The sequence below is a fragment of the Streptomyces flavalbus genome (genome assembly GCF_042674625.1).
Taxonomy (GTDB): Bacteria; Actinomycetota; Actinomycetes; order Streptomycetales; family Streptomycetaceae; genus Streptomyces; species Streptomyces flavalbus.
Genome location: NZ_JBHTEB010000001.1, coordinates 973,817 through 991,571, shown reverse-complemented (window position 1 = coordinate 991,571; position 17,755 = coordinate 973,817). Strand labels below are relative to the sequence as shown.

The window sequence follows — 17,755 nt, the reverse complement described above, 5'->3', positions numbered from 1 at the left end:
TGACGGCGGTCATCGCGGCTCCCTGGTGAAGCTGGCGGTGGTCATCGCGGCCCCTTGGTGAAGCAGACCGCGGCCAGGGCCGCCAGTGACGCGGCTGCCGTCGCCGCGTGTTTCCACATGGCGGGCAGGTCACGGGTGGTGACGACCGGGTCGGGCGGCAGCCCGTACACCTCGGGCTCGTCCAGCAGCAGGAAGAACGCCCCGTCACCGCCCACACCGTCCTCCGGGTCCGCGCCGTAGAGGCGGGCGCCGGTGACCCCGGCCGCGCGCAGCGCGTCGACCCGGCCCGCCGCGCGCTCCCGCAGCTCCTCAAGGGGGCCGAACTGGATGGACTCCGTGGGGCAGGCCTTCGCGCAGGCCGGTTCCATGCCGACGCCGAGCCGGTCGTAGCACAGGGTGCACTTCCACGCCCGCCCGTCGTCCCGACGCTGGTCGATGACGCCGTACGGGCAGGCCGGGACGCAGTAGCCGCAGCCGTTGCAGACGTCCTCCTGGACGACGACCGTCCCGAACTCCGTGCGGAACAGGGAACCGGTCGGGCACACGTCGAGACAGGCGGCGTGCGTGCAGTGCTTGCACACGTCCGACGACATCAGCCAGCGCGTCCCGGTGGCGCCGGGACCGTCCGCGTCCAGGTCACGGGCGGCGCTGAACACGTCCACGTCGGCGGGGACCTGCTGCTCCACGAAGGCGACGTGCCGCCAGGTGTCGGCGCCGAGGCCCACGGTGTTGTCGTAGGACATGCCCGTCAGCTCCAGGCCGTCCTCCGGGAGGGCGTTCCACTCCTTGCACGCCACCTCGCACGCCTTGCAGCCGATGCACACGGAGGTGTCCGTGAAGAAGCCCATGCGCGGCGGGGCGTCGGGGTACCCGGCCGCCCGCGCGGTGGTGTCCTCCGGCACGTCGGACCTCCAGCTCCGGTGTCTCGCTCACCTCACGAGCCTGGCACGGGTGCCCGCGCCGCGCGCGCCCGAAACGGTGGCCGGGGGAATCGCCGGGGCCCCTGCCGGGGACGCCGGTGCCCACGGCACCATGTGCGGCTGAGGACCACACCAGCCGCGACCCGCTCCTGAAGGGAACCCTCCCGTCCATGAACGCAGCAGACCGCCCCGGCCCGTCGTCCACGGTCGTCGGCCGTGAGGTGCCGGGCTTCGACGACCTCGACCCCGAGTGGCTCAGGAACCGGCCCGGCGTGAAGTGGGCGGGGGTCGGCCCGGACGTGCTGCCCGCCTGGGTGGCCGACATGGACTTCCCCGCCCCGGCCGTCGTACGGGACGCCCTGCGCGCCCACGTCGACGGCGGGGACCTCGGCTACCCCGACTGGCCCGACGGGACGCCGCTGCGGCCCCTGTTCGCCCGGCGCATGGCCGAGCGGTACGGCTGGCAGGCCGACGCCTCGCGGGTGCGGGAGCAGAGCGACCTCATCCAGTCCGTGCAGGTCGTGCTGCACCTCGCGACCGCGCCCGGCGACGCGATAGCCGTCCAGACCCCGAACTACCCGCCCTTCCTCGCGACCCTCGACACGATGGGCCGCAAGACCGTGGCCGTCCCGACGACCGACACCGACACGGGCTGGCGGATGGACCTGGCCGCCCTCGCGGACGGCGTGGCCCGGCACGGCTGCAAGGCCCTGCTCCTGGTCAACCCGCACAACCCGACCGGACACGTCCTCACCCGCGCCGAACTGGAGGAGATCGCGTCCATCGCGCGGCGGCACGACCTGCTCGTCGTCAGCGACGAGATCCACGCGGAGCTGACCCACGCGCCCCACCGGCACATCCCCTTCGCGTCCCTGTCGCCCGACGCCGCCGCGCGGACGGTGACCCTCACCTCCGCCAGCAAGGCGTTCAACATCGCCGGGCTGCGCTGCATGGTCACGCACTACGGCCCCGACCGGCTGCTCGCCCTGCGGGACGCCGAGCCGCCGGAGCTGTACGGCGCCGTGTCCGAACTCGGCGTCGTCGGCACCGAGGCGGCCTGGCTGCACGGCGACGCCTGGCAGCGCGACCTGCTCGCCGTCCTGGACCGCAACCGCCACCGCGTCCGCGACGTCCTCGCCGCCCGGCTGCCCGCCGTACGCCACCACATGCCGGACGGCACCTACCTCGCCTGGCTCGACGCGGGGCGGCTGGCGTTCCCGAAGGCGCCGGTGCAGACGGTGCTGGAGCGGGGGGCCGTGCGCCTGGAGGGCGGCGAGTGGTTCGGCGCGTCGGCCGCGTCCTGCCTGCGGCTGAACTTCGCCACGTCGGCACGCCTCCTCGACGAGGTCCTCGACCGCGTGGTCGGCGCGCTGGCACCGCTCCAGCCCTGACCCGCCGTCACCGCCGGGCCCGCTCCAGCGCGTCGGGAGCATTGACGTGTACCCGACGTGGTTCTACGGTCTGACCGGTCTTCCGAACCAGGTTCGATATCACGAACGCGTAATCGCGGACGCGTAAGAGGTTTCCCCGCCCCGCACGAGCCCGGAGAGCCGATGACCCACGCCACCCGCACCCTCCCCTCCCGCAGACTCTTCCTCGGTGCCACCGCGGCCACCTCCCTGGCCCTCGCCACCGACCTGACCCTGGGCGCCCGCCCCGCCCACGCCGCCGACTCCGCCTACGTCATGGGCTACTTCACCGAGTCGCCGCAGGGACTCGGCACCGACTACGGCCTCCACCTCGCCGTCAGCACCGACTCCCTCAACTGGACGCCCCTCAACCAGAACAACCCCGTCGTCACCCCCACCGCGGGGGCGGGCGGCCTGCGCGACCCGTTCATCATGCGCAAGCGGGACGGCACGTTCATCGTGCTGGCCACCGACCTCAAGGGCACCGACTGGGGCTACAACAGCCAGACCATCCACGTCTGGGACTCCGCCGACCTGCGCACCTTCACCAACTACCGCCGCCCCCACCTGCACGACATGGCCACCCACAGCTGGGCCCCGGAGGCGTTCTGGGACCCGGGCCGCGGCCAGTACGCCATCCTCTACTCGGCGGTCAACTCCAGCGGCCACAACGTCCTGATGGTCAACTACACCGCCGACTTCACCACCGTCTCCGCGCCGCAGGTGTTCTTCGACCCCGGCTACGACGTCATCGACGGCGACATGGCCGTGGGCGTCAACGGCGTCAACTACCTCTACTTCAAGAGCAGCCGCACCGGCGGCCTGGTCGGCGCCCGCTCCAGCACCCTCAACCCGGGCAGCTTCACGCCGTTCAGCACGTCGGTCGCGCACGGCGGCACGGAGGCCCCGACGCTGGTGAAGTCCCTGACCTCCGGCAACTGGTACCTCTGGGGCGACACCTACACGCCGAACGGCGTCTTCTACGCCTGGCAGAGTGGCAGCCTCGCCGCGGGCACCTGGACCCCGGTCGACCAGCGGCTCTACACCCACCCCGGCAACGCCAAGCACTGCACCATCGCGCCCGTCACCGCCACCGAGTACACCAACCTGCTCGCCCGCTGGGGCGCGCCGACCTGGAACCGGCTGAAGTCGTACAACTACCCGGACCGCTACGTCCGCCACGCCGACTACACCGCCCGGATCGACACCTACCCGTTCGACCCGTACACCGACTCCCAGTGGCGCCTGGTCCCCGGCCTCGCGGACGCCGCCGGGGTGTCCTTCCAGTCGGTCAACCACCCGACCCGCTACCTGCGGCACTACGACTACCAGCTCCGCCTCGACGTCAACGACGGCGGCGCCACCTTCGCCCAGGACGCCACCTTCCACCGGGTCGCGGGCCTGGCCGACGCCTCCTGGGCGTCGTTCCGCTCCCACAACAACCCGACGCGGTACCTCAGGCACTACGACTACGCGCTGCGCGTCGCCCCGGTCCCGACCGCCACGGACCGCGCCGACGCCACGTTCTCCGTCGGCCACTGACCCCGGGAAGGAGAGCCCAACGATGCACGAGCCACACACCCGTACCCGGTGCCGCCGGATCGCCGGGGCACTCACCGCGGCGGCGCTGCTCGCGGCGGGCCTGGCCGCCGCCCCCACGGCCCTCGCCGCCCTCGCCGCCCCCGCGGCCCCCGCGCCGCCCGGGGTCGGTCTGGCCCTCACCCCGCCCATGGGCTTCAACAACTGGAACTCCACCCACTGCCGGGCCGAGTTCAACGAGGACATGGTCAAGGGCGTCGCGGACATCTTCGTCGCGAAGGGCCTGAAGGACGCGGGCTACGAGTACGTCAACCTGGACGACTGCTGGGCCCTGCCGGAGCGCGACGCGAACGGCAAGCTGGTGCCCGACCCGGTGCGCTTCCCCCACGGCATCAAGGCGGTCGCGGACTACGTGCACGCCAAGGGCCTGAAGTTCGGCATCTACACCAGCGCGGGCACCAAGACCTGCAACAGCGCGGGCTTCCCGGGCGCCCTGGGCCACGAGTACAGCGACGCCCGGCAGTTCGCCGACTGGGGCGTCGACTACCTGAAGTACGACAACTGCAACAATCAGGGCGTCGACGCCAGACAGCGCTACACGACCATGCGCGACGCGCTGGCGGCGACCGGGCGGCCCATCGTCTACAGCATCTGCGAATGGGGCCAGAACCGGCCCTGGGAGTGGGCGTCCGACGTCGGCCACCTGTGGCGGACCACCGGCGACATCAGCGACTCCTGGGGCTCGATGCTGTCCATCGCCAAGCAGAACCTCCCCCTCGCCCCGTACGCCGGACCCGGCCACTGGAACGACCCCGACATGCTGGAGGTCGGCAACGGCGGCATGACGGACACCGAGTACCGCTCGCACTTCTCCCTCTGGTCGATCATGGCCGCACCGCTGCTGATCGGCTCCGACCTGCGCCAGGCGACCCCGGCGACCTTCGAGGTCCTCGGCAACGAGGAGGTCATCGCCGTCGACCAGGACCCGCTCGGCGAGCAGGGCACGGTCGTCTCCTCGGAGGGCGGGCGCTGGGTCATCGCCAAGGAGATGGCGGACGGCAGCCGCGCCGTCGCCCTGTTCAACGAGTCCGGCACCGCCCAGCACATCACCACCACCGCGCACGCCGTCGGCCTGCCCGACGCGGACGCCTACACCTCCCGGGACCTGTGGCAGCACCGGACCTCCCACACCGCGGGCACCCTCGCCGCCACCGTCCCGGCCCACGGCACCGTGCTGCTGCGGGTGGCGGCCAGCGGTGACTGGGCGGCCCACCCACCGGCGGTCGACGTCGCCGTGGACGGCGGCACGCTGCTGGAGGCCGCCAGCCCGGCCACCCTCACCGGCACCGTCACCAACCTGGGCCGCACCACGGCCCGACGCGTCTCGGTGGCGCTGACCGGCCCCGACGGCTGGACGGTGACCCCGGCCACCGCGACCACGGCCGCCAGCCTCGCCCCCGGCAGGACGCTGCGCACCGCCTGGCGGGTGACCGCGCCGACCGGGACCGCGACCGGCGCCCATGCCCTCACCCTGCGGACGAGCTACCGCTCCCCGTCCGGGACGCCGGTCACCACCACCCTCCCGCTGACCGTCAGCGTGGTCGTGCCGCCGCCCACCGGGACGTCGTACCTCAGCGACCTGCCGTGGCTGGCGGCGGGCAACGGCTGGGGGCCGGTGGAACGCGACACCAGCAACGGCGAGCAGGCGGCGGGCGACGGCCGCCCGATCACCGTCGGCGGCACCGCCTACGCCAAGGGCCTCGGCGTCCACGCCCCCAGCGACGTCGCCGTCTACACCGGCAGGCGCTGCGAACGCGTCACCGCGGACGTCGGCCTCGACGACGAGACCGGCGCGCTGGGCACCGTCGCCTTCGAGATCTGGGCGGACGGCGTGCGGGTCGCCACCACCGGCGTCCTCACCAACGCGATGCCCGCCCAGCCCCTCACCGCCGACGTCACCGGCGCCCAGGTGGTCCGCCTGGTCACCACCGACGGCGGGGACGGCGTCGACTACGACCACGCGGACTGGGCGGAGGCGCGCGTGACCTGCTGACGCGTCGGCACGACGATCGCGACCGATGAGTTCCGGGACCGGCCCCGGTCTACAGAGCCGCGGGGCACACCGAGGCCCGCCACCGCAGCCGCGATCGTCGGCCACACCTCAGGAGAGATCGACATGACCGCCACCTACACCTTCGACGTGTTCTCCAGCCTCGACGGCTACGGTGCCGCCACCGGCGACTGGACCGGCTACTGGGGCAAACAGGGCCCCGAACTGCTCGACCACCGCCTCGCCCTCTACGACCCGGAGCAACGGATGGTCTTCGGGGCCACCACCTACCGCATGTTCGCGCAGATGGTGGCCGCGAGCACCGACGCCTCCGAGGTGCGCGACCCCTGGGTCACCCGGATGCGGAACCTGCCCGCCACGGTGATCTCGAAGACCCTCGAAGGCCCCCTCGACTGGCCGGACGCCACGCTCGTCAGCGGCGACGCCGTCGACGTCGTCGCCCGGCTCAAGAAGGAGTCCGACGTCCCGCTGCGCTCCCACGGCAGCCTGGCGATGAACCGGGCCCTGATGGCCGCCGGTCTGGTCGACCGCGTCCAGGTGACGCTCTTCCCCGTCATCACCGGCCAGACCGGCCAGGACCCGATCTTCCACGGCGCCGCCGACTTCGACCTGCGACTCCTCGAAACCCGCACCCTCGACGGCGACATCCAGGAACTCGTCTACCGCCCGACGCTCCACTGACCCCCGCGCCGCGAGCGCTGCCGCCCGAGCTCCACTGACGCCCGCTGCCAGCGCTACCGCCCGGCAACCAACTGCCCTACGGGCCAGTTCACGCCCGTCAGTTCCTCCGACACCGTCCACAGCCGTCGGGCCGCCTCGGCGTCGCTCGCCGCCGCCGACCGGCCGACCAGCGTCGGCGCGCCCCGCAGCTCGCCCAGCCCGTCCGGGCCCGTGAAGCTCGCGCCGGGCAGGTCCTCGGTCGCGGCGTACAGCGTGGGCAGGGCGCCCGCCCGGTCGTCCTGGGCGAAGACCCTGTTGCCGAACGCCATGAAAGCCCGCAGCACCGGGTTCGTGGTGTGGCTCTGGAGGTTGGTGGCCGCCCAGCCCGGGTGGGCGGCGAGGGCGCGCACGGGGGAGCGGGACTCGGTCAGACGGCGCTGGAGTTCCAGGGTGAACAACAGGTTCGCCAGCTTCGACTGGGCGTACGCGCGCCGCGGGTCGTAGTCGGAGGTCCAGTTCAGGTCCTCGAAGCGGATGCGTCCGTCGGCCCAGCGGTGGGCGCCGGAGGACACCGTCACCACGCGGTCGGTGACGCGCGGCAGGAGCAGGTTCGTCAGCGCGAAGTGGCCCAGGTGGTTGGTGCCGAACTGCATCTCGAAGCCGTCCGCCGTCCGCTGCTCCGGCAGCATCATCACGCCCGCGTTGTTGATCAGCAGGTCCAGCGGGCGGTCACCCCAGGTGTCCGCGAACTCCCGCACGGAGGACAGGTCCGCCAGGTCCAGGCGCCGTACCTCCGTGCTGCCGCCCACCGCCGCCGCCGCGCCGCGACCGCGCTCCAGGTCCCGCACCGCGAACACCACGTGCGCCCCGGCCCGCGCCAGCGCCTCCGCCGCCGTGCGGCCGATCCCGCTGTTGGCGCCGGTGACGACGGCCGTACGGCCGGTGAGATCGGGGAGGCGGCTCGCGTCCCACGCCTTGGTCTTCGTCTTCTCAGCCATGCCCTCAATGTAGGCGTCGCCAACAATGCTGTCAATGACAACAATGATGGCACTGACAACTATGCTGTCAGTGCCTACACGGAGTTACGATGGCGCCCATGTCCAAGAGCCGCCCGTACCACCACGGAGACCTGCGCGCGACGCTGCTCGCCGCCGCGGAACAGACCCTGCGTGAGAGGGGGGTCGGTTCGCTGTCGCTGCGCGAACTCGCCCGTGAGGTCGGCGTCAGCCACGCCGCGCCCGGTCGGCACTTCAAGGACAAGCAGGCCCTGCTCAACGCCCTGGCGCTGGCGGGCTACGACCGCCTCGGCCAGGCCCTGGAGGCCGCCGACGACCCGGCGCTGCCCCTGGAACCCCGGCTCACCGCCCTCGCCCGCGCCTACCTCGGCTTCGCCATCGACAACGCGGAGCTACTGGAGCTGATGTACGCCCGCAAGCACGAACCCGACGCCTCGGAGCAGATGGCCGCCGCCGTCGAACGCACCGTGGGCTCCCTCGCCCGGGTCATCGTGGACGCCCAGAAGCGCGGCGAGATCATCGCGGGCGACCCCGAGGAGCTGAACCTCGTCGCGGGCGCCACCCTGCACGGCGTGGCCGCCTTCATCGCGGGCGGCATGGTGGCCCCGGAGGCGGCCCTGGCGGGCGTCGACACCGTGGTCCACCACCTGCTCCACGGCCTGAAGCCCCGCTGACCCGCCGGGCTGACCGGCGGCCGGAGCCCGTCAGTCCTGGGCGCCGGGCCCCGACGCCGCGCGGGCGAGGGTGTCCGCCACCGTCGTACACGCGAGCCGCGCCACGGACCGCAGCTCGGCGTCCGAGGCGCGACCGGCTGAGCACGGCCAGCGACTGGTTCACCGCGACGACGAACACGGCCAGTTCGTCGAGCGTCCGCGGGTCAGCCGACGAGCCCGCCAGCGCCGCGCGCACCCGCTGACGCTGCGCGTCGAGAAGGCCCCGCACGTGCGTGTCGCTCTCCTCGTCCAGTGTCGTCGACTGCGCGGCGGACTGGGCGATCAGGCAACCCGCGGGGACCGACGGGTCGGCGATGCGCTCCAGCACGACGTCGAAGAACGCCTCGACCGCGCGGACCGGATCACCGGGGTGCGCGGTCAGCGCCTGCTCGTACCGCGCGCCGTAGGTCGACGCGTAGCGGTCCAGGCACTGGCGGAACAGGGCGTCCTTCGCGCCGAAGGTGCCGTAGAGGGAGCCGCGCCCGAGGCCGGTGGCGGCCCCGAGGGCGTCCAGTGAGGCGTCGGCGTACCCACGCTGCCAGAACACCCGCATGGCCTGGTCCAGGGCCGTACCGACGTCGAACTGCTTCCGCCCGGACATGGCGCGCACCTCCCGTTCCCCACGCACCGCACCGTGACCCTACCCGCATCTTGGACCGATCGGTCACGCTATCTTTGACCAATCAGTCCAAGATGGTGGGCGTGCTCGACGTGGGCACGCCACCCGTAAGCGAAAGGCCGCACGATGAGCACCGCGCCCCCGTCGTCACCCCACCCGCCCGCGCCCGAAGGCCCCGGTTCCGTCTCCCGGGCGCCCCACCTCCCCGCGCGGTTCCCCGACACCTTCACCAGCCGGTACGTCGACACCGGCGACCTGCGTCTGCACGCCGTCACCGGCGGCGCGGGGCCCGCGCTCCTGCTGCTGGCCGGGTGGCCCCAGACCTGGTACGCCTGGCGCCTCCTGATGCCCGCCCTGGCCCGGGACTTCACGGTCGTCGCGGTCGACCCGCGCGGTGTCGGCCTCTCCGACAAGCCCCTGGACGGCTACGACACCGGCACGCTCGCCCGCGACATGGTCGCCCTCATGGACGCGCTCGGGCACCGGCGCTTCGCCATGGTCGGGCACGACATCGGCATGTGGACCGGCTACGCCCTCGCCGCGGACCACCCCGACCGGCTCGCCCGCCTGGCCGTCGCCGAGGCCGCGATCCCGGGGCTGTCCCCCGCGCCGCCGCTCTTCGGCGGCCGGGAGGCCAACGACCGCCTCTGGCACTTCGCCTTCAACCGCCTCACCGACCTCAACGAGCAGTTGGTCAGGGGCCGGGAGCACCTCTACTTCGGCCACCAGTTCGCCACGAAGTCCGCCAAAGCGCTGCCCGACCACGCCGTCCGGCACTACGTCGACACCCTCGCCGCCGACCCGGAGGCGCTGCGCGCCAGCTTCGCGTTCTACCGCGCCCTCGACACGACCATGGCGCAGAACCAGCGGCGCAGGGAACGACGGCTGTCCCTCCCGGTGCTGGCCATCGGGGGAGCGGAGAACCTGGGCGCGGCGGTCGGCGCGACGATGGAGCTGGCCGCCGACGACGTGGAGACCCTCGTCCTTCCCGAGTGCGGCCACTACCCCGCCGAGGAGGTCCCGGAGGCGATGCTTGCGGCGCTGACCAGGTTCCTGGCGCCGTACCGGACCGCCTCACGGAGGTGAGCGCGCCGCACCCTCAGACCGCGCTGACCGCCGCCCCGTCCAGGATCCGGGCCAGCTCCTCGGGCCTGCTGATCATGGGCCAGTGCCCGGAGTCGATGTCGGCGAAGTCGACGTGCTTGGCCCGGGCCAGTTCCGGCACCTCCCCGGCGTTGATCCACTCCTGGGCCTGCGCGGGCGTGAACTCCGGGCACACCAGCAGGACCGGGACGTCGAACCGCCGGGGGTCGGTCAGCCGTACCACCGCCTTGGCCACCCCCGCGGGCACGGGGATCGCGGCTTCCGCCAGCTCCCGCCTGGCCTCGTCGTCGAGGTCGGCGGCGTCCGGCCCTTCGAACGGGCCCCAGCCCGGGAAGGGCATGACACCGTCCCGCACCTCGAAGAAGTCGGCGTACGGCTGACCGTCAGGGGTCGGGATGCCGCCGATGAGGACGACCTTCGCCAGCCGCTCCGGCCGCCGGTCGGCGGCCAGCCAGGCCAGGGTGCAGGCGGCGGAGTGCCCCACCACCACGACCTCGCCGGGCGCCGCGTCCACCGCGGCGAGCACGGCCGCCACCTGGTCGTCGAACGTGGCGGTCACGGAGCCGTCCCCCTGCCCGGGGAGAGTGAGCGGCACCGGCCGGTGCCCGAGCGCCTCCAACTCGGACGCGACACGCCCCCACACGGACCCGTTCAGCCACAGACCGCCGATGAGCAGGATGTTCATGGTCAGTTCCCCTTCTTCCGCTGCGACGAATGCCACGGTAGGAGGAGATCCGGACGATCTACTGCCGGTTCCTGGACGAACTTCCGGCGGCCCCCGGACCGGCAGAGCGAACTAGCCTGCTCCCGTGCCCCCTCCCGTACCGCCCTCCGCGCCGAACGACCTCAGCCCCACCGCGCGGGCCCTCCGCGCCCTGGAGATCATCCAGGCCCGCCCCGGCACGACGGCGGGAGAACTCGCCGCCCGGCTCGGCGTCACGGAACGGGCCGCGCGCCGGTACGTCGAGATCCTCCGGGAGGCCGACATCCCCGTGGAGTCGGCGCGCGGGCCGCACGGCGGCTACCGGCTGGGACGCGGCACGAGGCTGCCCCCCGTGCACTTCACGCAGGCCGAGGCGCTCGGCCTGGTGATGGCCGTCCTCAGCGGCCAGCCGACCGCGGCCGACGCCGACGACCTGGTCGGCACCGCCCTGGGCAAGGTCGTCAAGGCGCTGCCGGAGAGCATCGGCCACCACGCGGCGATGCTGCGGGAGTACGCGTCGGCAGCCCCGGACCCGTACGCCGCCCGCCCGGACCCGGCCGTCACCAGCGAACTCGTCGGCGCGGTCGCGGCCCGGCGCCGCGTGTCGATCACCTACCGCAGCGAGGCGGGCAACGAGTGGGAGGCGGAGGTGGACCCCTGGTCCGTCGTCGTCCGCTACGGACGCTGGTACCTGCTGTGCCACTCCCACCGCGCGGACGCGATCCGCACCTACCGCGTCGACCGCATCCGCGCGGTCCACCGCACCGAGCACGGCTTCACCCCACCCGAAAACCTCGATCCGGTGGCGGTACTGGAGGAGCACCTGGGCCTCGGCTGGAAGTTCCCCACCCGCGTCGCGTTCGACCTCCCCTCCACGGAGGTGGCCCCCTGGATCCGCCCACCCATGGGCCGCCTCGAACCCACCGACCACGGCTGCGTCCTCCTCGGCAGCACCCGCAACCCGACCATGTACGCCCAGGAATGGCTGGCGAGCCTCCCGTTCCCCTTCCGCGTCGAGGGCGGCGAGGAACTACGCACCGCGGTCAGAACCCTCGCGACCCGCTTCACGGCCGCGGTGACTGACCAGTCCTGACGGGGTGACGGGCTCTATGAGCCAGCGGTGGCCTGAGGGTGGTACCAGCGTCCCCTGCCTCAGCCCGGCAAGTCGGTTCAGAATGGGCGGTATGGACCTGGCTGCATTCGGTGAGTTTCTCAAGTCGCGACGCGACCGCATACGCCCCGGCGAGGTGGGGCTTCCCGAGTCGGCGCGACGCCGGGTGCCGGGCCTGCGCCGCGACGAGGTGGCCGTATTGGCTGGTGCCTCGGTCGACTACTACAACCAGTTGGAGCAGGGCCGCGGCGCGCAGCCGTCCGAACAGATGGTGGCCGCGCTCGCGCGGGCGCTGCGGCTGACGGAGGACGAGCGTACGCACCTGTACTTCCTGGCCCACCGTCCGCTGCCACCGCGCCACGGACCGTCGGCGCACGTCCACCCCGGGATGCTCGACCTGCTCGAACGCCTGCCGAGCACCCCGGCGGCAGTGATCACCGACCTGCACGCGACGCTCGTACAGAACCGCCTCGCCGCCGCGCTGCTCGGACCGATCTCCCGCGAGAAGGGCATCGAGGCCAGCTTCGTGTACCGCTGGTTCACCGACCCCGAGGCCCGGCTGCGCTACCACCCCGACGAACACGACCACCAGTCGCGGGTCTTCGTGGCCGACCTGCGAGCGGTCTCGGCCCGCCGCGGCGGCGACGGCGAAGTGCGCGAACTGATCCAACGGCTGGTCTCGACGAGCAGCGAGTTCGCGGACCTGTGGGCTCACCAGGAGGTCGCCGTACGTCGGGCCGACCGGAAGCGGCTGATGCACCCGGACCTCGGCGTGATCGAACTCGACTGCCTCAGCCTCCTCAGTGAGGATGGTGCGCAGCGGCTGCTGTGGTTCACGGCCCCGGTGGGCGGCGACTCGGCGGAGAAGCTGAAGCTGCTCGACGTCCTGGGCGGCAGGGACATCGAGCCCGCCCCGCAGCAGAGCGGATCGCCTCTCCGCTGAGCGCGGCGTCGGGGGAGTCCCAGGCCGTCGGGACGAGGGGGTCCCTCCTCCCGACGGCCGTGGTGCGTCACGGCCGGACGATGACCTTGCCCTTGGCGTGGCCCTGGGCGACGTAGTCGAACGCGTCCGCCGCACCACTGAGCCGGACCGTGCGGTCGACGACGATGTCGAGACCCTCGTTCGCTGCCGCGGCGACCTTCGCCAGTCGCTCGGCGTCGGAGGCGTGGAAGACGAACTCGGCGCGGAGCCCACGAGCGGCGGCACGCTCGAAGTCCGGCGGGACGGGCAGGCTGACCAGCAGACCACCCGGCTTCAGGACGTCGAGCGACCGGGCCTCAATCTCGCCCCCGACCGAGTCGACGACGACATCGACGTCGGATACGGCGGTCCGGAAGTCGACGCTGGTGTAGTCGACGACCTCATCGGCCCCCAGCTTCCGGACGATCTCGGCGGCGGCGCTGGACGCCGTGGTCACCACGTGCGCACCCGTGCGACGGGCCAACTGTATGACGAAGCTGCCCACGCCACCGGCGCCCGCGTGCACGAGCACCTTCTGGCCGGACCTCAGCTCCGCGATCTCGATGACCGCCTGCCACGCGGTCGCCGCGGCGGTGGCCAGCCCGGCCGCGGCGTCGAGCGGAACCGTGGTCGGCGCCGCCACCAGACTCGCCGCCGGGACAACGGCGTACTCCGCCACGGCTCCACCGGCGGTCGGGTCGGTGCGGCAGATCACCGCGTCACCGATGCCCCAGCCCGTCACACCGGGGCCGAGTCGCTCCACCGTACCCGCGAGATCAGTGCCCACGGTCGAGGGGAAGGTGATCGGAAAGTACTCCTGGACGTAGCCCGCGCCGATCTTGACGTCGAGCGGGTTCAGGGCCGCCCCCGCGACCCGCACCAGGACCTCGCCCGGCCCGGGGACCGGCTCGGGAACCTCGTTGACGACCGGGCTGTGACCGTACGCGGTGTACTGCAATGCCTTCATGGATGTGCTCTCTCGTGTAGTTGGTTCAGTGGGCGGGCGAGGCGTCGACCTGCCGGAACCAGTCGAGCCAGTCCTCCAGGTGCCAGGTGCGGACGATGCGGCCCTCGACCAGTTCGTGGAACTCGTGGATCCGGACCTGGAACTCCCGCCCGGTCGCCGGGACGCCGAAGGTCTCGCCGCTGTGCACGCCGCGCATCTCGCCGCGCACGCCGACGAACCCGTTGCCGTCGGGGCCCCGGCCGTCGATGATCTGGTGGACCACGATGCGGAAGTCGCTGAACGCCTCGCCGACGCTCTTGATCAGCGAAGCGGCGCCCGCTCGGCCGGGGGGCTGGCCCGGACCCAGCGGGATGTCGTCCCAGTCGTCGGTGACGATGTCGTCGAGGAGTGCGGGCTTGCCGCTGAACGCCGCGTAGAAGGTTCCGATCAGGTCCTCGATGGTGCGTGTCATCGCTTCTCCTCGATGGTGGTGGTGGGTACGGCGACCGTGAGGAGGTCGTCGATGCCCAGTTGGCGGAAGAACGTGAGCTGCTTGGCCGCCCGTACGGCGTCGAGCTCCTCGACGCCCTTGCGCTGCGCGTCGACCACGACCCGGCGGGGGCGCCTGCCCCGGGGCGTCTCCAGCACCTCGACCAGAGCCCGGCCGACGGACTCCACCCGCGCGGGCGAGCCGTCGTTCGCGAGGTCGATGGCGTGCAGACGCTCGGGGACCTGCGCGACCCGGTCCGGCAGGTCGCCGTACTGGGTGACGACGGCCGCGTCCGCAGGCGGGTCGCTGTGCGCGAAGTGCTCGGTGCCCTCGGTGAAGGCGCCCGGTACGACGATCACGGTGTCGATGCCCAGAGGCGCCACCTCCAGGCCCATCGACTCGGCGAGGGACTCGCCCGCGGCCTTGCTGGCGATGTAGGTCGCCATGAACGGCTCGGCGAGGTGGGCGGTCGTGCTGCTGACGTAGGCCAGCGTCCCTGAGCCCTGGCGGCGCATCACCGGGAGCACCGCGCGGTTGACGCGCAGCCAGGACACCGCGTTGGTGTCGAGGATCCGCAGGAACTGGTCCGGGGTGAACCCCTCGGCGACACCGGCCATCAACATGCCCGCGTTGTTGACCACGACGTCGATCCGCCCGTGCTCGCCGAGGACGACGTCGACGGCGTTGCGGCAGCCGGGTTCGGACAGCACGTCCAGTTCGAGCGCCCTCAGGCGCACGTTCTCGGCGGACGCGAGCCTGCGCAGATCCTCGGCCCGCTGGCTGTTGCGTCCGTCCAGGTCGCGCATCCCGGCGTACACGATGTGACCCGCGCGAGCGAGCTCCACCGCGACGGCGCGGCCGATACCGCTGCCAGCCCCGGTGACGATGACGACGAGGCCGTCGGTTTTCTCGGTGGTGGGCATCAGGCGGTTCCTCCGGGCTCCACGGCTGTTGTGCTTTCTGCTGGTCTCGCACTTGCGGAACCAACAGTCGGCTGCGGCGGGCCGCGGGAGAAGGCGTGGCTCACACGGGTGACGGCATCACCACCCTCATCTGATTGGTTCGCCGCCCGCTGAGGCGCCACCAGGCCGTGTCCGGAGCAGGCGGGCAGGCCGCGCGGAGTCATCCGCAGCCTTCAAGCCGTCCCCGCGGCATCCACTGCGGCAGCGACGAACGAGGCGACCATGGGACGCCGGTCGTCCCGCGCCCACGCGAGGACGAGTTCGCTGTGAGGCGCGTCGGTTACGGGCCGGTAGACGAGGTCGGGGTGCGTGGGCTGCGCCAGCGAGCGGGGCAGCATCGCGATGGTGCGTCCCAGCCTGACCATGTGCAGCACTTCGGCCGCGTCCGTGACCTCGGGCCCCAGCCCGCCCTCGGGCGCTCCGGTCCAGCGCACGCCTTTCCAGCGTGGCAGTGTCTCCTGGGCGAGGTCGGCGAGAGTGACCTCTGGGCGAGCGGCGAGCCGGTGATCCGGCGGCAGGATCGCGACACGTCCCTCGACCGTCAGGGTCACGTGGTCCAGGCCGGTCATGTCGTCGAACGGCACGTACAGCAGGGCGGCATCGGCGCGGCCGTCGCGGACGTGGTCGGCGCGGTCGGTGGCTCCACCGAAGAGGATGTCCACCTGGCGGGCGTCGGGTTGGTCGGCGTACGCGGCCAGGATGCCGGACAGGAGGTTCGCGTCGCCGCCGGGTTTGATCACCAGGCGCAGGTGGGCTTGCCGGTCAACGGCCCGGCGGGCCTTCTCGATGGCCGCGCTGACGGCGTTGAGGGCGTGTCGGCCGTGGTGCAGGAGTGCTTCGCCCGCGGGGGTGAGGGCGACGTGCCGACTGGAGCGCACCAGCAGTTGCACGCCGAGCCGGGATTCCAGACGCCGGATGGCCTTGGACAGGGCTGGCTGCGCGATCGCCAGGCGGGCCGCGGCACGACCGAAGTGCAGTTCCTCGGCGACGGCGACGAAGTACTCCAGCTCGCGGGTCTCCAGCTCGGCCATGCCACCAGGCTATCGAGATCCATTCCTGCCAGGCATTGAGCGAGAACGGATAGGTCTTGGACGGGAACGGAAAATGCCTGTTCGCTGAGGGGCATGATTCACCACACGATGATCGTTTCCTTCGACAGTCCGATTCCCGCGGGTGAGCTGGACCAGTACCTCAAGGAGTTCGAGGAGCTCGTGAAGGGCTCGGGTCTGGTCGAGTCGGTCGCAGCCCGGCATCACATCCGCGTTCCGGGCGACGACCACGCCCCGGTGGCCGTCGCCAGCGCCATCCTGCAACTGCGCGTGACCGGCCTCGACGCCTTGAACGCCACCTTCACCATGCCCGGGGCAGTCGACCTCATCAAGCGCTGGCAGGACCGCCACCCGTACAAGGCGGTCTGGGCCAACCATGAGCCGCTGACGTGAGCAGCTACACCTCGGCGAGGCCGGTCTGATCCCGGACGCTGGCACCGGCATCGGACGCGCCACCGCACGGACGAAGCCCTCTCCTGCGCCACGGCCGAGTTCGGCACCGACGATCTCGATCACCTCGACGCCCGCCTCGATCACCTGGTGCTCGGGTAGCCCGAGTGCCGCGGCGACGACGTCGGTGAACGGGCGGGAACCTTCGTCGGTGACATCGACGGGGACGGCGCCGTGGCCGGGGCGCAGGGAGAGGTGTGGACGGCGTCCATGATGCGCGGGGAGAGCGTGACGGTGTCCCGCTCGGCGAAGGTGAACACGGTGTCCAGATGCATCGCGGAGCGCAGTGTGGGCATCTGCGGGCGTTGAGCGTCACACCGCCGTAGAGCCAGCAGGTCGTGTCGCGGGTGTAGGGAGTCTTCGGCAGCGGCGGCATCAAATACTCGCGCACGCCGGTCGACTCACGCGCCACGGCGACGTAGCCGGGCCGGAAGTCGTCCGGGAGGTCGGCCGTGGCCAGGCCGCCGATCAGGAACTCCGCGGGCGGGCGGGCATCCAGGGTCCCCAGGAACGCGCGAGTGGAGTCGACGAGGCCCAGGCCCACCTTGCTGGCCACGATCTTGCGGTCCAGCAGCCAGTCCCTCGCCCCTGGCACCGCCATGGTCTGCGCCAGGAGGTCGTGCAGTTCGACGACCTCGACGCCGCGGGAGGTGAGTTCTCCGACGAAGTCGGCGTGGTCGCGCTGCACGTTGTCCACCCACATGACGTCGTCGAAGAGGAGGCCGTCGGCCCTGTTCGCGGCGGGCCATGACGAACAGGATCGTGGCCGGGGCGTAGACGATGAAGGACAGCAGGACGAACCTGAGTTCGGCCGCGAAGAGAAGGAAGGCCGTGTAGAGGGTGGCCAGCAGAGCGACGGTGAGATCACGGCGGGAGCTGTCCCCGTGCGCGCACCGCCACCGCGTCCAACGGCCGACCGCCCGTCAGGATCAGCCTGATCAGCCTGTGCGCAGGACCGGCACTCCTGGCGTTGCTGTCATACGAACGGCCCGAGTGGAGTCGCTCACCGCCCCTATGGGGCCGACGATGAAC

General features: G+C 72.1%; 16 protein-coding genes and 3 pseudogenes. 9 read left to right on the top strand and 10 right to left on the bottom strand.

Translation table 11 applies throughout. The annotated features are described in order from the left end of the window. Nucleotides 1-41: 41 nt before the first annotated feature. Entirely contained in the window at nucleotides 42-848 is an 807-nt protein-coding gene (locus ACFQZ6_RS04210) for a 4Fe-4S dicluster domain-containing protein (RefSeq protein ID WP_381618071.1), read from the bottom strand. Between the two features lie 242 nt (nucleotides 849-1,090). On the opposite strand from ACFQZ6_RS04210, the gene ACFQZ6_RS04205 reads away from it, so the two are divergent. The 4 genes from ACFQZ6_RS04205 to ACFQZ6_RS04190 all read left to right on the top strand — a co-directional run bounded on the left by ACFQZ6_RS04205 (nucleotide 1,091) and on the right by ACFQZ6_RS04190 (nucleotide 6,620). Beyond that, the gene (locus ACFQZ6_RS04205) at nucleotides 1,091-2,311 is read left to right on the top strand and encodes a MalY/PatB family protein (RefSeq protein ID WP_381604995.1); all 1,221 of its coding nucleotides are present in this window, start codon (nucleotides 1,091-1,093) and stop codon (nucleotides 2,309-2,311) included. 162 nt (nucleotides 2,312-2,473) lie between these two features. Beyond that, nucleotides 2,474-3,871 carry a glycoside hydrolase family 43 protein gene (locus tag ACFQZ6_RS04200; protein WP_381604994.1) on the top strand — a complete coding sequence of 466 codons (1,398 nt, stop codon included), beginning with the start codon at nucleotides 2,474-2,476 and terminating at the stop codon, nucleotides 3,869-3,871. Nucleotides 3,872-3,893: 22 nt separating this feature from the next. Next, the gene (locus tag ACFQZ6_RS04195; RefSeq protein WP_381604993.1) at nucleotides 3,894-5,921 is read left to right on the top strand and encodes an NPCBM/NEW2 domain-containing protein; all 2,028 of its coding nucleotides are present in this window, start codon (nucleotides 3,894-3,896) and stop codon (nucleotides 5,919-5,921) included. A gap of 123 nt (nucleotides 5,922-6,044) precedes the next feature. Next, the gene (locus tag ACFQZ6_RS04190; protein ID WP_381604992.1) at nucleotides 6,045-6,620 is read left to right on the top strand and encodes a dihydrofolate reductase family protein; all 576 of its coding nucleotides are present in this window, start codon (nucleotides 6,045-6,047) and stop codon (nucleotides 6,618-6,620) included. A 53-nt stretch (nucleotides 6,621-6,673) separates the two neighbouring features. Here ACFQZ6_RS04190 and ACFQZ6_RS04185 read toward each other — a convergent pair whose 3' ends face one another. Further along, nucleotides 6,674-7,597 carry an oxidoreductase gene (locus ACFQZ6_RS04185; RefSeq protein ID WP_381604991.1) on the bottom strand — a complete coding sequence of 308 codons (924 nt, stop codon included), beginning with the start codon at nucleotides 7,595-7,597 and terminating at the stop codon, nucleotides 6,674-6,676. Nucleotides 7,598-7,686: 89 nt separating this feature from the next. Here ACFQZ6_RS04185 and ACFQZ6_RS04180 point away from each other — a divergent pair, with 89 nt between their 5' ends. Further along, nucleotides 7,687-8,289, top strand: coding sequence for a TetR/AcrR family transcriptional regulator (locus tag ACFQZ6_RS04180; protein ID WP_381604990.1), 603 nt, complete (start codon nucleotides 7,687-7,689; stop codon nucleotides 8,287-8,289). A gap of 30 nt (nucleotides 8,290-8,319) precedes the next feature. On the opposite strand, the pseudogene ACFQZ6_RS04175 reads toward ACFQZ6_RS04180, so the two are convergent. Then, nucleotides 8,320-8,929: pseudogene (locus tag ACFQZ6_RS04175) on the bottom strand (TetR/AcrR family transcriptional regulator). A 144-nt stretch (nucleotides 8,930-9,073) separates the two neighbouring features. Between ACFQZ6_RS04175 and ACFQZ6_RS04170 the strand changes: the two are divergent. After that, nucleotides 9,074-10,033, top strand: a complete 960-nt coding sequence (locus tag ACFQZ6_RS04170) for an alpha/beta fold hydrolase (protein ID WP_381604989.1) — start codon at nucleotides 9,074-9,076, stop codon at nucleotides 10,031-10,033. A gap of 13 nt (nucleotides 10,034-10,046) precedes the next feature. Here ACFQZ6_RS04170 and ACFQZ6_RS04165 read toward each other — a convergent pair whose 3' ends face one another. Next, nucleotides 10,047-10,736: an alpha/beta fold hydrolase gene (locus ACFQZ6_RS04165; RefSeq protein WP_381618068.1), complete on the bottom strand. Its 690-nt coding sequence runs from the start codon at nucleotides 10,734-10,736 to the stop codon at nucleotides 10,047-10,049. Between the two features lie 124 nt (nucleotides 10,737-10,860). Here ACFQZ6_RS04165 and ACFQZ6_RS04160 point away from each other — a divergent pair, with 124 nt between their 5' ends. Continuing rightward, nucleotides 10,861-11,847, top strand: coding sequence for a helix-turn-helix transcriptional regulator (locus ACFQZ6_RS04160; RefSeq protein ID WP_381604988.1), 987 nt, complete (start codon nucleotides 10,861-10,863; stop codon nucleotides 11,845-11,847). A gap of 91 nt (nucleotides 11,848-11,938) precedes the next feature. Continuing rightward, nucleotides 11,939-12,808: a helix-turn-helix transcriptional regulator gene (locus ACFQZ6_RS04155; protein WP_381604987.1), complete on the top strand. Its 870-nt coding sequence runs from the start codon at nucleotides 11,939-11,941 to the stop codon at nucleotides 12,806-12,808. Nucleotides 12,809-12,875: 67 nt separating this feature from the next. Here ACFQZ6_RS04155 and ACFQZ6_RS04150 read toward each other — a convergent pair whose 3' ends face one another. The 4 genes from ACFQZ6_RS04150 to ACFQZ6_RS04135 all read right to left on the bottom strand — a co-directional run bounded on the left by ACFQZ6_RS04150 (nucleotide 12,876) and on the right by ACFQZ6_RS04135 (nucleotide 16,255). Beyond that, on the bottom strand, nucleotides 12,876-13,793 hold the full coding sequence (locus ACFQZ6_RS04150; protein WP_381604986.1) for an NADP-dependent oxidoreductase: 918 nt from the start codon (nucleotides 13,791-13,793) through the stop codon (nucleotides 12,876-12,878). A 25-nt stretch (nucleotides 13,794-13,818) separates the two neighbouring features. Further along, on the bottom strand, nucleotides 13,819-14,244 hold the full coding sequence (locus tag ACFQZ6_RS04145; RefSeq protein ID WP_381604985.1) for an ester cyclase: 426 nt from the start codon (nucleotides 14,242-14,244) through the stop codon (nucleotides 13,819-13,821). Continuing rightward, the gene (locus tag ACFQZ6_RS04140; protein WP_381604984.1) at nucleotides 14,241-15,185 is read right to left on the bottom strand and encodes an SDR family NAD(P)-dependent oxidoreductase; all 945 of its coding nucleotides are present in this window, start codon (nucleotides 15,183-15,185) and stop codon (nucleotides 14,241-14,243) included. Before ACFQZ6_RS04140 ends, ACFQZ6_RS04145 begins: the two co-directional genes overlap by 4 nt. A gap of 212 nt (nucleotides 15,186-15,397) precedes the next feature. Beyond that, a complete protein-coding gene (locus ACFQZ6_RS04135) occupies nucleotides 15,398-16,255 on the bottom strand; it encodes a LysR family transcriptional regulator (protein WP_381604983.1) in 858 nt (285 codons plus the stop codon). 93 nt (nucleotides 16,256-16,348) lie between these two features. Here ACFQZ6_RS04135 and ACFQZ6_RS04130 point away from each other — a divergent pair, with 93 nt between their 5' ends. Continuing rightward, entirely contained in the window at nucleotides 16,349-16,666 is a 318-nt protein-coding gene (locus ACFQZ6_RS04130; RefSeq protein ID WP_381618065.1) for a hypothetical protein, read from the top strand. A 75-nt stretch (nucleotides 16,667-16,741) separates the two neighbouring features. On the opposite strand, the pseudogene ACFQZ6_RS04125 reads toward ACFQZ6_RS04130, so the two are convergent. Beyond that, a pseudogene (locus ACFQZ6_RS04125) lies at nucleotides 16,742-17,453 on the bottom strand (arginine deiminase family protein); the annotation flags it as partial. After that, nucleotides 17,446-17,598, bottom strand: a pseudogene (locus tag ACFQZ6_RS04120) (arginine-ornithine antiporter); the annotation flags it as partial. The pseudogenes ACFQZ6_RS04125 and ACFQZ6_RS04120, both read right to left, overlap by 8 nt. Nucleotides 17,599-17,755 lie beyond the last annotated feature (157 nt).

Excerpts from the sequence above, each read along its gene's own strand:
- ACFQZ6_RS04185 (WP_381604991.1), bottom strand. The coding sequence starts at position 7,597 with ATGGCTGAGAAGACGAAGACCAAGGCGTGGGACGCGAGCCGCCTCCCC.
- ACFQZ6_RS04180 (WP_381604990.1), top strand. The coding sequence starts at position 7,687 with ATGGCGCCCATGTCCAAGAGCCGCCCGTACCACCACGGAGACCTGCGC.
- ACFQZ6_RS04195 (WP_381604993.1), top strand. The coding sequence starts at position 3,894 with ATGCACGAGCCACACACCCGTACCCGGTGCCGCCGGATCGCCGGGGCA.
- ACFQZ6_RS04205 (WP_381604995.1), top strand. The coding sequence starts at position 1,091 with ATGAACGCAGCAGACCGCCCCGGCCCGTCGTCCACGGTCGTCGGCCGT.
- ACFQZ6_RS04130 (WP_381618065.1), top strand. The coding sequence starts at position 16,349 with ATGATTCACCACACGATGATCGTTTCCTTCGACAGTCCGATTCCCGCG.
- ACFQZ6_RS04165 (WP_381618068.1), bottom strand. The coding sequence starts at position 10,736 with ATGAACATCCTGCTCATCGGCGGTCTGTGGCTGAACGGGTCCGTGTGG.
- ACFQZ6_RS04155 (WP_381604987.1), top strand. The coding sequence starts at position 11,939 with ATGGACCTGGCTGCATTCGGTGAGTTTCTCAAGTCGCGACGCGACCGC.
- ACFQZ6_RS04210 (WP_381618071.1), bottom strand. The coding sequence starts at position 848 with ATGGGCTTCTTCACGGACACCTCCGTGTGCATCGGCTGCAAGGCGTGC.
- ACFQZ6_RS04190 (WP_381604992.1), top strand. The coding sequence starts at position 6,045 with ATGACCGCCACCTACACCTTCGACGTGTTCTCCAGCCTCGACGGCTAC.
- ACFQZ6_RS04140 (WP_381604984.1), bottom strand. The coding sequence starts at position 15,185 with ATGCCCACCACCGAGAAAACCGACGGCCTCGTCGTCATCGTCACCGGG.
- ACFQZ6_RS04135 (WP_381604983.1), bottom strand. The coding sequence starts at position 16,255 with ATGGCCGAGCTGGAGACCCGCGAGCTGGAGTACTTCGTCGCCGTCGCC.
- ACFQZ6_RS04200 (WP_381604994.1), top strand. The coding sequence starts at position 2,474 with ATGACCCACGCCACCCGCACCCTCCCCTCCCGCAGACTCTTCCTCGGT.
- ACFQZ6_RS04170 (WP_381604989.1), top strand. The coding sequence starts at position 9,074 with ATGAGCACCGCGCCCCCGTCGTCACCCCACCCGCCCGCGCCCGAAGGC.
- ACFQZ6_RS04150 (WP_381604986.1), bottom strand. The coding sequence starts at position 13,793 with ATGAAGGCATTGCAGTACACCGCGTACGGTCACAGCCCGGTCGTCAAC.
- ACFQZ6_RS04145 (WP_381604985.1), bottom strand. The coding sequence starts at position 14,244 with ATGACACGCACCATCGAGGACCTGATCGGAACCTTCTACGCGGCGTTC.